Source organism: Cytobacillus sp. SAFR-174 (assembly GCF_051964675.1).
Taxonomy (GTDB): Bacteria; Bacillota; Bacilli; order Bacillales; family Cytobacillaceae; genus Cytobacillus.
Genome location: NZ_JBQCMZ010000019.1, coordinates 76238 through 90209 on the forward strand (window position 1 = coordinate 76238; position 13972 = coordinate 90209).

The window sequence follows — 13972 nt, forward strand, 5'->3', positions numbered from 1 at the left end:
CAATAAATAAAAGATGGTTTACAACAACCTCTTTTCTTAAAAACCGATTATAATCAGGAGTAGAACGTTTAATGCTCACCTATGAATCATACATTTAGTAAAAAAACTCCTGTTGCAGAAGTACTTAGACTTAAAAAGTTAAGTCCTCTGCAAAGGAGTTTTTCCACTGAAAAGCTATCTATATCCTTCAGCATTGGCAGGCTTCCCCGCCTCCTGGACCTCAACCAAATATCTGAAAGCCTCCGGCTGAGAACCATCCAAATCATAAAAATCATACATTTTAGCCAGCTCCCCGCTTGAAAAGGATTTGCCGTTCAACCGTTTTTTATCAGGATCTTTTGCAACAGCACTAATTGCCCGTCCTATATACCTTGGTGTTTCAGAGATCACGAAATGCGGCTCATTTTCAGCGGCATCCTTCCAATTCTCCTCTGTGACCCCAAACACCTCGAGCATAATTTCTGAACGCATCCATCCGGGTGAAACTGCAACCGCGGTGCAATCATAAGGTGAAAGTTCGTGGGCCAATGCTTTGGCCATACGGATGACAGAGCTTTTGGCCAAGTCATAATACAGAGACACCCGGTAGCGATCTTGATTATACTCTTCTGTTCCGTCTGATACTTCGACTACTAATCCCCCTTTGTTTTTGATTAAAAGCGGAAGGGCATAATGACTTGTGATAATATGAGTATCAATCGCCAGACGAAGCATTCTCATTCCCTTCTCCATGGAATGCTCCCAGACAGGAATGTCCCATTCAATCAAATTTTCGCCTCCCCATATATCATTAACGAGGATATCCAGCCTGCCCTGTTCTCTCTCAATCTTTTCAATCAATGACTGCACCTGATTCGGTATAAGATGATCCACTTGAACAGCTATTCCAGTTCCGCCCAGCTCATTGACCAATTCAGCCGTTTCTTCGATGGTTTCTTTGCGTCCATATTCCGACGTCTGTTCTCGTGTTGTACGGCCTGTAACATATACCGTGGCACCTGCTGCACCGAGTTCCATAGCGATGCCACGGCCAGCTCCCCGTGTTCCGCCGGCTACCAGCGCTACCTTACCTTTTAATGATGTCATTCCGATCTGCCCCCTTTTGTGTTATATGTATACTATAATCATTAATGTGGACATCTAATGTCATATTTAAAACTTTTTTATCAGGAGTGAACAGATTGCGCGCAGACAGACTCATTGCGATCGTATTATTGCTTCAAAATAACGAAAGAATGACCTCGAGGGAATTGGCAAAAGAGTTAGAGGTAACGGAGCGGACCATACACCGGGATATGGAAGCCTTAAGCGCCGCTGGCATCCCTGTCCTGGCTGAACGAGGAAAATTCGGCGGCTGGAAACTGCTTGAGAATTACAGAACAAATCTTACCGGGTTAAAAGCTGCTGAAATCAAAACACTGCTTCTCTCCCCCTCCTCCCAGCACCTTGCAGACCTTGGCATCAGCAATGATTGGAAAGAAGCACGACAGAAACTTCTGGCCGCTATTCCTGCTCCACTAAAAGAAGGTGTGAAGGACATTTCCAACCGTATTCATATCGATACCAGCACGTGGAGGGAAACACCACGGGAATTGAAGTCTTTTGGAATCGTCCAGCAGGCGGTATGGGAGGAGAAAAAACTTCAGATTCAATACGAAAAAGCAGATAAACAAACAAGCGAAAGAATAGTTGAGCCGTTAGGACTGGTTGCCAAAGGGAACACTTGGTATCTAGTAGCTGCTTCTGATGCAAAGATAAAAACCTACCGAGTTTCTAGAATAATTGATGCCGTGGTGATTAATGAGAACTTCAGCAGGCCGAATGACTTTGATCTCGCAGACTATTGGCAGGAATCTAAGCAGACATTCATTAGCAGCCTGCCTAAATTTGAGGTAGAAGTGGAGATTTCTCCAGCCATTCTTCAGCGGATTAATTTTACCGGGCGATTTGTTCAGGTACTTCACACGGATTCGCCTAAAGAAAATGGATGGATTCCTGCAAGCCTTAGCTTTGATACCGAAAAAGAGGCACGAGAGTATATTCTTGGGTTTGGGAATCAGATTAAGATTGTACATCCTGTTTTCCTTAGGAAAAGTGTGAGGGAGATGGCTGAGGGTGTTGTTGATTTGTATAAGGAAAATGGGGAATAGCAGGAAAAAATTTTCTCCGGATGACCAGCGCATTTCCCGCAGACTGGGTCCCATTATTCCAAAACCAGCCTCATTTATTTCTGGGGCTCGGTTTATTAAAAAAGTGCATTACCTCTCAGAACTTAACGAATTAACTCAGAAGGGTTCAGCACTATTACTCCAGCAAAGAAAGCTAATTACACTTATGAATATTGCTTTAAATACTTAGGAAAGTGTTCACATAATTGTTGATAAGTTTTTAAAATGCAAAAATTAAATGATGCGAAATGTGGTATTATTTTCCTTGAAGGCGAACTAATCGAAAAATCGCTTCTCGAATCTTCTTAAACTCCATTCAAAATCTCACTATTAAATAGTAACCTTAAATCCCTGAATCAAAATCATTTCTAACTTTCTCTTCTACTATCTCAATGATAATTTTCTATAAATATATATTTGTGAAAGGAGTGGTATGCCATGTAAACTACCTGCAGCACGACTAAAAAAAAACAAATTTAAAATTGAAGGAGGAATATTAAATGGGTCATGATATATATGGCTGGAATAAAGCAAGGGAAGAAATAGCTTATGCCCGTTTTAGCATGGGGAATCGCAATGCGGTACTGCTATACGGTTTACTTGATGCATATCAGTTCTATGCTGGTGTTAGCGGATCTGGTAAAAGTTCGATTTTCTCGTTACAACAATTTGAAAAGGCTTTGAAAGAATATAACAAACTACTTAATACTAGTGCTTCACTTAAAGAAAGTGATTGTACATCTTGGGATCAAAAGCAAATTCTGAATTTTATCCAGAACTGTTTGGCAACAGCACAGAAAGAAAAAAGTGTTGAAGTGTATTTTGGCTAGTGTTTTATAAAATGTAATAAAAGACTTTCCTCTAAGCCCATTCTTCCGATCATCCACAATGCATCCTCAGTCTTTAACGTAATGATGATTTCTCTAGATGACTAGCACCATTTTCTTACACTGGCTCTCATTAACAAAACCGGGCCGTATTCTTATCTCTGGCTCGGTTTTGTTAATGGACAAGGGTACATCTAAGTACTTTAAATCCTTTCTTTCCTCATCCCCTATACTTGATCGTTAGTCCTTTTAAGAAGTTTCTGGCAAAATTGTCTAGGCAAACTTTATAATTTTTATGCCCTTCTTTTCTTAAAAAAGCTCCGAGCTCTCCTTTTGATACGTTTAATCCAGCTTTTTTGAATACATCTATCATGTCCTCTGTCGTTAAGGACAAGGCGATTTTGATTTTCTTTAAAAGGATATTGTTTATGTTTGAATAATTTTCTAAGGTCGGTTCTGGCGTATTTGTTTGACCTGGTTTTGGCTCCTGTCTACCTCTTTTATAGATAATAAAGCCATTTAAAAAAGAATTTAACATACTATTTGTCAATTTTATTTGGCTGTCATTTTCTTCTTCATCATCAGACTTTTTGAGGATCCTTACCACCTCTGGTACGGACACTTCAGTTCCTCCAAGTTTAAAGATCTCAGCCATTTCACTATTTTTGATTTCTAACGCATATCTCAAACGAATTAATATATCATTATTGTCCATGATTTTATTTTCCTCCTAATTTGATGCTCTTGCTGCTTAACTATCTTCAGTCTATCATCACTATAGCCTCATAATACATAGAAAACAGAAACAATTATCTTCAGATTGCCTAAAGAGAATTTATGAATGGCACAAAAAAGCCGCACAGCATCCCACTATGCGGAAATTATATGTATAGTTGGCGGGACCGCCTGGGAATCGAACCCAGCTAACCTGGCACGCAGGTCACAAGCGGTTTTGAAGACCGTGGAGGGCACCAGCACCCCAATCAGCCCCGTAAATCAAGGGGTTAAAACGGTCTTTTACCAAACCCACCAACGGTTTAGCCTATAGCATTCTTAATTAAATTTTATCAAAAATGTGGACATTTATCTATATATTTCAAACATCAAAACACTTTTTTGATAAGATATTCTAATTAAAAGTGTAAAACCAATCCTTAATTTACCAATTATAGAGAGAATAGAAGGAACTTGAAAGCCTAGATATCTGCTATTAAAGCTTAGAATGCTGTAATAATCGCTGGAACATACGTTCAAGTATCTTTCTCTCTTTTCAAAAAAGAACTATTAAACTCTATACTATTAAATTTGCTAATGCTTTTTCTTTTACTTTCTTAGCATCCTCTTCTAATTCCAATTGATGTATTTTCCTATGACAGTTTGGACATAAGGCGATTACATTATCAATGCTGTCGTTCCCACCTTTAGACAAGTAATGAATGTGGTGTACTTCTAAAAAAGGTTGCCCATGTTTATCTAAAAATGGAGCTTTATTTTCACATAACTGACAAATCCCATTTGCTACTTTTCTAGCAAATTCTTTAATAAATACGTTTCGATTATATATAGAGGTTTGAATACCCCCACGATTAACTTTAGCTTTTGATTGTTGCTCCAATAAGTCTTGTTTTAATTGTTTTAAAGGAATACCTTTAAAATATTCTAGTTTCATCTTACTAAACTTTTCGTATATAGCAGAAAAATCATTATAGTCTTTGGTAAATTGCAAGTTTTCCTTCCATGCTTCCTGATCATTTTTTATCCGCCACATTGAATCATATCGGGTAGCCCAAACCTCTCCAATCTCTATATCATATCTTTTAGCTTCATTCATTATATTTAGAGCTTGCTCTTGTGTTTTACATAATAATATTTGATGTATAAATAAAATGCTGTATTTTCTTTTCGTTAATTGGAAAACCTTATTTTTTATTTTTACACATTCATCATAATCTTCAATAAAGTGTATCAGAGAATAAACAAAAAATTTAAAAGGCGGGTTAAATTCAAGCTCATCTAATTTATTTATGAATTGCTTTACCTGGTCATAGTTTTCTAAATTATATAACATCATTTTGAGTTCACTTATCAAAATTGTTTGCCTGTGTTTTTTAATCAAATCTAGCCACAAGAGTATTTCGGACAAATCCATTTTAATATTCACAGTTCTCCCTCTAATCTTCCACCATTATCCATTATAACAATCTCATAGTTTATATGAAAAACTTTCAAGTAATTTTCACTTTTGCCTTACATTTTTTGTTTCAAATAAAGACAATCTAATTGTAATCAAGAACAACAGAACAATGGAGTCCCTTTTTTAATCATGCTTCTTAAAAACCACTGAATTAATTCTGATAATACCCAAAAATCATTATCAACATTTACATTATGAAATTGGAAGAATTTCTTTTCAACTCGATTCATAAAACGATTTGCAAGGTATATATACATTTCCTTATAAAATAATCATTTGTTGCTATAGCAGTATGGGAAAGAGTTGTTTCTTAGCTTTTATAGGGTAAGTTTCTTTTCGAAATTATTTAAGATGTCCACTTAACCTTATCCTACTTTACCATACATTTGTTCCAGTAGAAGTTATAAGAGACTCTGCATCGTGTGGATAAAGGTACTAACGTTCCTCCTAAGCAGTATCTCCCAGATTAAATATGGTTAAAAAATATAAATATAGAAAAATATGGGTATGTTATTTTTGCTATAATTAGGATGAGTGTTTTAGATACATTTAAATATTGAGGGGTGTTTCGGTTGCGACTGAAAAAGTTCAGTGTTTTAAACTACAAAGTATTTAATACAAAGTTCAGCATTGATTTTTCCAGTGAGGACATTGTTATTTTGACAGGGAGAAACAATACTGGTAAGTCAACATTTCTAGAAGCAATAAACCAGTTTTACCTTCCTACTACTGCAAAAGGAAAGATACCAGTTGAATGCTACTCCAACCAAGACGAGAACAAAACAATTGAATTAGAAGCTGAGTTTGTTATGGACGACGAAACTGGTGAAACAGTTACCATTGTGAAAAAGTATTCTAATGATAATGGAAGATATTATGATACACAAGGCATTGAAATAAAACGAACTCATGCGTTGAAAGAAACATTAGACGAAATTTTGGCAAATAGCCCTTATTACATCACACCCTATATGACTACTGAAGAAATAGACAAGCAAGTACAAGAGATTTACTCACAGATAATTACAGCAGAATTAAACAAGTTGGAAATGGAAGAGTTTGATGAGGAAGAACTTAAAGCAATTAAAAGAGAATACATAGAACTAAAAAGCTCAATCCCAAGGTTGTTAAAAAAATTAAAAAGTAAGACGGACTTTTCACTCTCAACCGTTAGTCAGAGCGTATCAAAAAGTTTACAAAGTGTATTTTCAAATGACTCTCTTCAGCTTTCAGTTCAAGGTGGAGAAAGTAATGGCTTTTCAGTATCTGATTTAGTCAAATCTACTAGCTCTAGCGTACTAATTGGCAACATACACAATAGTGATATGCCACTCTCTACACAAGGTACAGGAATACAAAGAATGAGTTTAATTTACATCATCCAAAATATGATTGAACAGGGATTGATGGGAACAAAGAACACGCAAAAAATGCTACTTATTGATGAGCCAGAAGCCTTCTTACACCCAGAAGCTGTTAGAGCTTTAAGCAGGTCTCTTTATGCAATTGGAAGTAGGATGCCATTAATTATCTCTACCCATTCTCCTGTGCTGATTGACCTTTCTGAGAACCATACTACTATTCAAGTATTTAGAATTGGAAAAACCGAAGCTATTGAACTGTATCAATCATCCAGCTCCCAGTTTGATAAAGATGATATAAAGAACATGAAACTCTTGAATTATGTGGATTCATATGTCAACGAATTCTTCTTTGCTGATAAGATTATTGTTGTAGAAGGCGATACGGAATATGTTGCATTTAAGCACTTTATTAAAGAGCGTGGTTTGAATATCCATGTCATTAGAGCAAGAGGCAAAGCAACGATCTGCTCTCTCATGAAAATTCTTAACCAGTTTAACATCAGGTATTACATTTTACATGATATAGACAATCACGAGAGATTTACACACACAACACTGAAGGCTCAACAAACAAACTGTAATAACATATTTGCATTAAAAGGGAATTCTACCAGAATCTTTGGTTCAGTCCCTAACCTTGAACGTGCTATCGGCTTAGGTGACATTCCTAACAATAAAAAAACAGAGACCATTCATGGAATAATACATGAACTAGTTGAAGCATCTTACAATCAAGCTAGGGAGAAGATAGAGAAGGTGTTCAACTACATCTTTAGTTTGGACAATCAAATGACTTTAGAACACCCTTTTATCGAGATTATAGGAGACAAGGATTATGAAAATCTGTTTACTCCATTATTAAGTCAAGAACGCAAGATACTAAAAAGGAAATCTAAGGCAGTTTCTAAGGTAGAGCAAGTAACATTTGAATTGTAAATTTTATAACTTAAGTAATTTCTTGTATATTTTTGGAGCAGAATTATGAGGAATTATAAGTAGCGAGTGATTTTAGTGGTTCTCTCGCTATTTTGTCTCGCCTTAAAAGGAGGGTTTTAATAGTTGTTGTATAAATCTGAAGCGGTGAATACTAACAATGAGTTAAATCAACCTCTCCGAAGCAATTAAAGTACATAGTTCAATCTATATATTAATAGAAAACTATGCACCAACTAAAGTTGTATCATAAAAATCTAAAGCATTTTATCTCCAATTAGAATCTACTAAAGAAATCCTTGCTCCAGTCAAACTAACGATGGGTCTTATAATCTTTTTAGGTAGTCCAATTAGTTGGAACAACTATCCTATTAATAATACGCCAATCAACACTCCGAAAGCTGAGACACCCAATATCAGGGCAATCTTGTCTAAAGGAGTATTACCCACATTAGAAAAGCCAATCATATAAAAGTTTTTCACTTTTCATATTCTCCAATACTATTTTTTATTAGCTGTCTTAATTCCTCGATAGTTAACACATTATCTTTTTCTCTGTGAATCATCCTGTGGCAATTCGAACAAACAGGGACTAAATCTGACTCAGGATTTATGACTACTTCTTCTTGAATAGTACTAAGAGGTTTTAAATGATGAATTTCTATGAAATCTCTCCCCCGCTCTCCATAGACTTTCTCAAAGTTAAATCCACATACCTTGCATATAGTACCATGTATGCGAATAGCTTCTAAGCGGTTTTTTGGATTTCTTTCATATCGAGTACCATAATAATTCTTGGCTTGACCGTCCTTATAAAATGAATTCTCTTGTGCAAGTTCTGCGTCGATATCATTTATAACACTATCCTCTAGATATTTTTCACTTAACATCTGGAATAGGTTACGAAAATCCTTAAGAGGCTCTTTATCCCATGGGTCACCCTTAGGTCTGTCTTGCTTATAATGGACCATCGATATTTCTTCAAATTTTATTTTCGGGGAGTGTTCCAATAAGAGCTTAATTCCCCGTTTCTTTGCAGGTGTGAGCAGTTGTTTAGATGTTTCATGTTTAATAGTAACCTTCTTTATTATCCTATGATTATACAAGATTAGGATTTGATATCTGAATGGACCTTGCAGTTGAGTGTCTAAGAATTTTTTCACAGTAATAATATGGTATTGTGTCTCATTTCCATAATTATATCTTTTATTGATAAATTCCTTTTGAAATTCATCCTTATTAAACTTCTTACCTGTTTTTGAAATCAATTGAGACACATTTTTTTGAGGTTTAGAATCTGGATAAATAATCTCTCCACTTCCGTTGGTCGTTCTAAATAAAGAAAGAAATGATTCCCAGCTTTTAAAATCAAAGACACTCTTCTTTTGTTGCTCATAAAAACTTTCGTATTCAGCATAAGTTAAATTGGAATATCCCATTTTTGGAGCAATATTAGTAAATAGTCCTTCGCCAGGTAACCTCTTTTCCTTATTTATAATGATAGCAGACAAGGGAGGATAACCGTGTTCAATACATCTAACTGAAATCTCACCTAGTGGGTCTTTTAGTACTATGGGTGGAACACCTTCTAAACCAATCTCTTTACATAACTGCCCATATTCTATAACTTTTTGTCGTTTAGCATATTTAACAAGCACTTCACTTATCTTCTTCAACAATTCTAACCTCACTATGTTCCCTCCCTACTATCATCTTAACTTGTATACTATATTATTAAGGCTTATATATATTTTCTCGATGCCATTTGATGTAGTCCTGTTGTATCTCATTCACTTCAACACTCATAGTTTCATTAATATTAAGAAAAATCTTTGTATCTTCATCCAAAATAGCAGAAATCAGAATTGTTCCATCATCATCAAAGCTAATATATCCCTTATCAAACAAAGAATCATGATTAGGACAAAGTAGCAAGCCATTATTCACATCTAAGCGCTCTTGATTATTAGATTGACTCCAAGGCTTGATATGACTTGCTACAAGAAATCGTTCATCTGTAACACCACATAACCTACACTTATTCCCTTGTTTTAAGAGCGCATTTTTAAAGAATGTTTGTCCAATCCTAGATTTCACAATTAATTCTTTCTCTGTTTGTTCTAGCGCAATAGTGGAATTAAGCTCTTTTTCCAAATCCTCTATTATTTCTATATCTTTCTGTTTATTGGCTTGAACCAAAGATGTTTTAGTAATTCCATTCGTGTCTTCTAAAATCTGAAACAAATACTCTGCTAACTCTGGTGATACTCTAAATAAATAACCTGTATTCCCACGACCAATTGTATTGAATGGAGCATATTTTTCTCCTTGTAACTTGAGTATATCCTTCATATAATCCTTATATTTAATTGGTCTCACTAAGTCAATGTACTCTACAAGTATCATCCATCCATCTTTATGCCATAGTTTAAAGTCATCTAAATCTGAAGGTCTCTCCCGTTCTAAACAGTCTTCTTTAGCAACTAAAACAGAGAGCATCTCTGTATCATAACTATTAAAAATGATATCTCCTTTTTTCACTTTTTTCATATCTGTCCAATGGTGAAATGTTTGTCCTTTCTCGTTTTTTTGTGGCGCCCAAAGATATTTTCCACTTTTTTCTTCATGATAACTTTTATTTTGAAATACTAGGAAAAAATTCACTACTACCCTCTCCAAACTTATACTTAATTTCACATATAATTAGAATACTATAGGCATATAGAAAAATAATCCTTTTTTTACAGATATATTTTTACGGATTTAATGAGTTGAGAAGGAACTTAATATTTCACAAATTATTAAAAAGGACTTTTGGCCTATATATCTAACTTTATGTAGGGGAGGGATATTTATGGAGAAAAAAGTTAGACCACATTGTTCTGTCTGTATGAAAGAAATAAAAATGGGGCAAGAAGTGGTTATGGATGGTACTTTCAAAGGTATCATGCATGCAAATTGCAGTTACTTATCGGCAATAAAGATTGAGGACAAAGGATTGTTTGAAGTGATTATAGGAAGAAATCAGAGCTGGTTTAAGCAGTTCAACCATTTGATTACGCATTAATAGAAATAACCCTTCTCTATGGAGAAGGGTTTTGTAATCTATTTTAATTATGAATTGCAATGTTGTTTTTACTGTTTAATTTTCAACTCAAAAATTAACTTCTTTATAAATCCTTTTGTAAGTATGAGTAAATGACATGATTTATAATATACAAGCTATGTAAGAATTAATTTTCTTTTATTTTAGTTCAAAGTATAAGTCCTTTTCTAACTTAATTAAATTCATTTTTTATATATAAATTCATTGCATTTTGGATACTTTTGAGATTTCTTCTTTAATAAATCAACTATATATAATCGTAGCTCCGTAGCGGCATGTATAGATTCACTGGTTTCTTGATAATTAGGTTCATAGCCTGAATGTACAATTTTATTCCTAAGCTTATTTGATTTTAGATGCCACTTTCCTATCCATCCGCTTCTATCTCTAATATCCCAATTTCCACCTAACCTTTTTTTGAACTTATCCTTAACAAATTGCGTTACTCCCTTATATTGAGGAAAAGATAATTGTTGTTCAATTACCTGTTCTGTTTTTCCTTCCTCTAAACACATGTGTTTATATAAAGTGGTTAAAAATGTTTCTAAACTTGTTTGAGCATTAATCACAGCTTCCTTATAGTTCCCCTCCATGTATCTCCTTTTAGCACCCAACATAAATTCTTCGGAAATAACAAAAGGGTTAATACCGTTTTTTATGAACATTGCGTATTGTTGTATTTCTAGAAATTCATCTATTGATATTGTATCCTTTATATACGGTACTTGATTGTGCAGCATCAGTATGTTATCTTCAGGCATATCAAAATCAAGGTTCTTGATATATCTACAAAGTATATTGGGAGGTAACATTTCCCTCGTTACCTTATAAACACTTGTATCCTTGGTTTTAATAACATATGAAACAATTATTTTGTTTAGATGGCTTAAAAGGTTGTCGAATACGTCACTAATATAATTATCATCTATAGAATTATTTTTCACTTTGTTAGAAGTGAAATAATTCATTTCTACTCTGGTTTTTGCTGAATGGAGGTTAATTGGTTTGCCTTCTCTATATGACCCAATTAACATTTGATTATCAATTACTTTGTCCTCAAATGAAAAAGTAAGTCGCTCATATTGACTTATTATATGGGTTATAAACCCTTTTGGTGGAAAAGGTAATTGAAAAGGCAAAAAAAGTGCATACTGAAATATAATCTTTGGTCTGAAATTCTCTCTTTTGAAGATAGGCGCTATTTGCATATTATACATTGCCTTATTAAGAAAGAACGGTCTTTCCTTTTCTGACACTCTAATTCTCTCCAATACTATTGTAATTATTTGATTTACCTAACTTGTCATTTGTCTGTCTCAGTGCTCCTTGCCGCCCTATAAAGAGTCGCTTTACTTATCTTAGTTATTTCTTCAATTTCTTTGACAGCCATCTTATTAGTCTCTCTGTTATAAAATAGTTCAAGAGCATACTGCAAGCACCTATTATTTTTAGTATACTTTTTGGGTCTACCTTTGTACACACCCCTTTGTCTTGCTTCTTCGATTCCTTCTTGCTGCCTTTCCTTAATCATATCAGCTTCAAATTCAGCAATTCCAGATAAAACGGTAATCATTAACTCCCAATAGGTGTTCCTGTATCAATCTTATCTCCGCCCATATTAAGCACAACCAAATGAACTCCTTTACTATTTAGATACTCAATAGTAGAAAGTGCATCCCTTGTACTCCTTGCAAATCTGTCCAATTTCGTTACAACAATGGTGTCCCCTTCTTGAAGGGTCTCAAGGAGCAAATTAAATTGTTGCCTATCCTTTTTTCTACTACCGCTTACCTTTTCTTTAAAAATTGTGTCGCACCCAGCTTCCTCCAATTGCTTGATTTGTACAGTTAAGTTTTGACCAGCAGATGATACACGACCATATCCATTTTCACACTTCTCCCACCCTATTTTGATACACGTATTTGAGATGCCATTTACCTTATAATACTAATTCAGGTAGTTTGTATTAATAAGGTGTACTCAAATGAAACAAAAAAACAGATTGCTGGAGAAGCAATCTGCTATTATTAGTTACTCATGATTTATAATTGTTCTGAATACTTTGAAGCAAAATACCAAATAAAATATAAATAAAAATATTGAAAGGATTTGATTTGCAACAAAAAATGTAAAGTACAAAATTGATAATAGTAATACTACTGCTAACCATACCCAAGTTCTTCTTTCTTTCTTTATCTTTTTTATCGAGAACAGGTCAATGATTACAATAATTAGTATCAAAAAAGACATCAAATTGATTAACACTAATGTTATGTAAAATTTTTCCTCAAAAGAGTCATTTTCAATATACCCTATTAATATAATAGTAAATAATAAAATAGTGAGAATAGAGAACAAAGACAATAAAAGTGGTTGCAACAATGGGAGGAACTTTGTTCTATATTGGTATTCTAACATTTTCATAATACTTTTCTCATTTTTATTTGCAATTTCGTTAAACTGGTTATATTTTATTCCGTTTTTCTCTCTTCTTATATCATTAATAAACCCTAAAATGGTTTCATCACTCATATTTAGATTAAACTCTTCTACCTTTTTACTATTATCGTATGTTAAATAAGGATATACATTTACAAGGCACTCTTTTACTTTGTCGAAATTAGATTTTGAAGAGTAAAAGTTATTTAATTCAAACTCCAGTTCTAAAAATCTCATAAGAATAATGGTTTCTTCTTCTCTTCTATATTTTTCGTCTTCAATTAATTTAATTCTAAATTGTTTATAAAGCCACAAAAATAATGCTAATATTGCTAGATACACTATCAAGTCCAAAAGGTTATTCCCAAATATTTCTGTTATTCCATTAAATATTATTTTTATTATTTCAGCTTCCATCTTATCAATCCTTTTTCACAACTATTCTCTCCAACCGTATAATAATTTTCACATATAACAAGAATACTATAGATAACTAGAAAAATAATCCTTTTCTTACAAATTTACTATAAAAAATCAAAAAAATTGAAAAAACACCCTTCCCGGGTTTTTGTGAAGAACAAAGTTAGATTCGACTGTTAACAAAGAAGCGGTTTAGGATGGTCCTTTAAAGACATTTTATATGCTAAAAATAACTATCTACCTCATGAAGGTAGAAATCAAAGATGGCTAAAACAAATCAACTATTTGATTATCCATTAAAAGTGGTAGACCTACTTAACTTATTAGGAATTTTTCCAACACTACGTTTGCAAAATTTTGCCAAGTAGCTTACAATGTATTCAAGAAGTGCAGTGACTCAAGTTAGAGAAAAAGAAAAACCCATCATCTAGCGCCTTGGTCGGGAGTGAACTGCCCCCTGTCAAGTAGACAGTAGAAATAATAAAAATGATTTAAGCGGCTTTAGTTCTATATTCCATAGG

General features: G+C 34.0%; 11 protein-coding genes, 1 tRNA gene and 1 pseudogene. 4 read left to right on the forward strand and 9 right to left on the reverse strand.

All coding sequences use genetic code 11. The annotated features are described in order from the left end of the window. Positions 1–174: 174 nt before the first annotated feature. A complete protein-coding gene (locus ACTHRG_RS18040; RefSeq protein ID WP_440231718.1) occupies positions 175–1086 on the reverse strand; it encodes an SDR family oxidoreductase in 912 nt (303 codons plus the stop codon). A 95-nt stretch (positions 1087–1181) separates the two neighbouring features. Here ACTHRG_RS18040 and ACTHRG_RS18045 point away from each other — a divergent pair, with 95 nt between their 5' ends. Both ACTHRG_RS18045 and ACTHRG_RS18050 read left to right on the forward strand, forming a co-directional pair. After that, entirely contained in the window at positions 1182–2150 is a 969-nt protein-coding gene (locus ACTHRG_RS18045) for a helix-turn-helix transcriptional regulator (protein ID WP_440231719.1), read from the forward strand. A 518-nt stretch (positions 2151–2668) separates the two neighbouring features. Continuing rightward, a complete protein-coding gene (locus ACTHRG_RS18050) occupies positions 2669–2998 on the forward strand; it encodes a hypothetical protein (RefSeq protein WP_076255955.1) in 330 nt (109 codons plus the stop codon). A gap of 217 nt (positions 2999–3215) precedes the next feature. On the opposite strand, the gene ACTHRG_RS18055 is transcribed toward ACTHRG_RS18050, so the two are convergent. The 3 genes from ACTHRG_RS18055 to ACTHRG_RS18065 all read right to left on the reverse strand — a co-directional run bounded on the left by ACTHRG_RS18055 (position 3216) and on the right by ACTHRG_RS18065 (position 5156). Next, complete coding sequence (locus ACTHRG_RS18055) at positions 3216–3710, reverse strand: DUF1456 family protein (protein WP_440231720.1); 495 nt, start codon at positions 3708–3710, stop codon at positions 3216–3218. A 179-nt stretch (positions 3711–3889) separates the two neighbouring features. Beyond that, positions 3890–3986 (reverse strand) — tRNA-Sec (locus ACTHRG_RS18060). A 300-nt stretch (positions 3987–4286) separates the two neighbouring features. Then, positions 4287–5156, reverse strand: a complete 870-nt coding sequence (locus ACTHRG_RS18065; RefSeq protein ID WP_440231722.1) for an HNH endonuclease — start codon at positions 5154–5156, stop codon at positions 4287–4289. Positions 5157–5761: 605 nt separating this feature from the next. On the opposite strand from ACTHRG_RS18065, the gene ACTHRG_RS18070 reads away from it, so the two are divergent. Beyond that, a complete protein-coding gene (locus ACTHRG_RS18070; RefSeq protein WP_440231724.1) occupies positions 5762–7489 on the forward strand; it encodes an ATP-dependent nuclease in 1728 nt (575 codons plus the stop codon). A gap of 476 nt (positions 7490–7965) precedes the next feature. Here the strand turns inward: ACTHRG_RS18070 and ACTHRG_RS18075 are convergent, their stop codons facing one another. Both ACTHRG_RS18075 and ACTHRG_RS18080 read right to left on the reverse strand, forming a co-directional pair. Then, positions 7966–9177: an HNH endonuclease gene (locus ACTHRG_RS18075; RefSeq protein ID WP_440231727.1), complete on the reverse strand. Its 1212-nt coding sequence runs from the start codon at positions 9175–9177 to the stop codon at positions 7966–7968. Positions 9178–9220: 43 nt separating this feature from the next. Then, positions 9221–10150 (reverse strand): HNH endonuclease, encoded by a 930-nt coding sequence (locus ACTHRG_RS18080; RefSeq protein WP_440231728.1) that lies wholly within the window; start codon positions 10148–10150, stop codon positions 9221–9223. 190 nt (positions 10151–10340) lie between these two features. Between ACTHRG_RS18080 and ACTHRG_RS18085 the strand changes: the two genes are divergently transcribed. Beyond that, complete coding sequence (locus ACTHRG_RS18085; RefSeq protein WP_440231729.1) at positions 10341–10553, forward strand: hypothetical protein; 213 nt, start codon at positions 10341–10343, stop codon at positions 10551–10553. A gap of 221 nt (positions 10554–10774) precedes the next feature. On the opposite strand, the gene ACTHRG_RS18090 is transcribed toward ACTHRG_RS18085, so the two are convergent. The 3 genes and pseudogenes from ACTHRG_RS18090 to ACTHRG_RS18100 all read right to left on the reverse strand — a co-directional run bounded on the left by ACTHRG_RS18090 (position 10775) and on the right by ACTHRG_RS18100 (position 13448). Next, positions 10775–11848: a hypothetical protein gene (locus ACTHRG_RS18090; RefSeq protein WP_440231730.1), complete on the reverse strand. Its 1074-nt coding sequence runs from the start codon at positions 11846–11848 to the stop codon at positions 10775–10777. A 47-nt stretch (positions 11849–11895) separates the two neighbouring features. Further along, positions 11896–12500 (reverse strand): annotated as a pseudogene (locus ACTHRG_RS18095) (recombinase family protein). Between the two features lie 123 nt (positions 12501–12623). Then, positions 12624–13448, reverse strand: a complete 825-nt coding sequence (locus tag ACTHRG_RS18100; protein WP_440231731.1) for a hypothetical protein — start codon at positions 13446–13448, stop codon at positions 12624–12626. Positions 13449–13972 lie beyond the last annotated feature (524 nt).

Excerpts from the sequence above, each read along its gene's own strand:
- ACTHRG_RS18040 (WP_440231718.1), bottom strand. The coding sequence starts at position 1,086 with ATGACATCATTAAAAGGTAAGGTAGCGCTGGTAGCCGGCGGAACACGG.
- ACTHRG_RS18050 (WP_076255955.1), top strand. The coding sequence starts at position 2,669 with ATGGGTCATGATATATATGGCTGGAATAAAGCAAGGGAAGAAATAGCT.
- ACTHRG_RS18055 (WP_440231720.1), bottom strand. The coding sequence starts at position 3,710 with ATGGACAATAATGATATATTAATTCGTTTGAGATATGCGTTAGAAATC.
- ACTHRG_RS18085 (WP_440231729.1), top strand. The coding sequence starts at position 10,341 with ATGGAGAAAAAAGTTAGACCACATTGTTCTGTCTGTATGAAAGAAATA.
- ACTHRG_RS18100 (WP_440231731.1), bottom strand. The coding sequence starts at position 13,448 with ATGGAAGCTGAAATAATAAAAATAATATTTAATGGAATAACAGAAATA.